1 protein-coding gene is annotated in these 1,113 nt (G+C 70.4%); it reads right to left on the reverse strand.

Going from position 1 to position 1,113, the window contains the following annotated elements:
* Positions 1–1,113 (reverse strand): replication initiation protein (locus tag B128_RS11985; protein ID WP_040683521.1); only part of this gene is annotated, 1,113 nt, incomplete at both ends.

The following is a 1,113-nucleotide window of genomic DNA, read 5'->3' on the forward strand; positions in this document are numbered from 1 at the left end:
CCCCCGCCTCACGGGCCAGGGCCCGGGCGGTGATGGCCTCCCCCCGGGCCTGTAGGCGCTTCAGGGCCTCCACTAGGGCCTCCTCGGCCTTGCCCTGGCGGTTGCGGTTGCTGGCCTCGAGGCTGGCCACGCGCTTGGGCTTGGTGGCCACCAGGTGCTTCTCTAGCTCCTCCCCCCTCAGGGGCTCAATGAGGGCCCGGGCCCGAGGAGAGAGCCTGCTCCGGTCCGGCCTCCCGGTCCCCGAAAGGACCCAGACCCTCGTCCCCCGGTAGTGGTGGAAGGTCCACTTGCTCACCGACTTGACGATCCACCCCACCTCGTTCGCGGGCAAGGGCCCCTGGGGATGCCCACGGAAAAGCTCCCGGTTCAGCCTCTCCGCCTCGTAGGCCACCGCCTGGCGGAAGAGCTCAAGCCCGTTGGGCTTCCCCCGGTACAGGGCCACCACCGAGTAGGCGAAGGCCCGCACCCGGTCAAACAAGGTTTCGTTCCGCCCGTAGGTGGCGGTGTCCCGGTAGGCCGCCACCCGCCCCCGAGGGAGCAGTCCCTTCAGCTCCTCCAGGAGGCTCACCAGGTCCCAAAGCTCCCCGCCCCCGATGAGGTAGGGGTGGACCACGGGATTCCGCCCCAGGAGGCCCGTGTAGGCGGGATCCGCCCCGTAGAGGGCCCTCAGGAGGGCATCCACCTCCCGCGCCAGGGCGAAGGGGTTGGCCTCGGAGTCCCGGCTCGCGGGAGAGGCCAGCCAGATGGGGGGCTCCAGCTCGTAGACCACGTGGGCCCTCCAGGGGGCCTGGGGGTTAGGAACGGCAAGGCTTGGGGGGATGCGGTCCCCGGCATCCCACCAGGTGGGCTCGTCCACGTCCAGGACGAGGCGAAAGATGCCGTGAGGGTAGCGCCCCACTTGGATGTAGCGGTGTTCCAGGGCCTTCTCCTTCCTCCGCGGCTTCATCCCCTGCCGGGGGTCGTCCGTGGCGTAGGGGTAGCGGGGAAGGCGCTCGGCGAACGTGGCCAGGTACCTGGTCTGGTGGAGCTGTCCCAGGGCCGCCTTGAGCTGGGACCTCAGGCGGGCCTTCTCGTCGGGGTCCTGGGCCGCTAGAAAGCGGGCGTAGAGCTCCT

It is taken from the genome of Thermus igniterrae ATCC 700962, assembly GCF_000376265.1.
Taxonomy (GTDB): domain Bacteria; phylum Deinococcota; class Deinococci; order Deinococcales; family Thermaceae; genus Thermus; species Thermus igniterrae.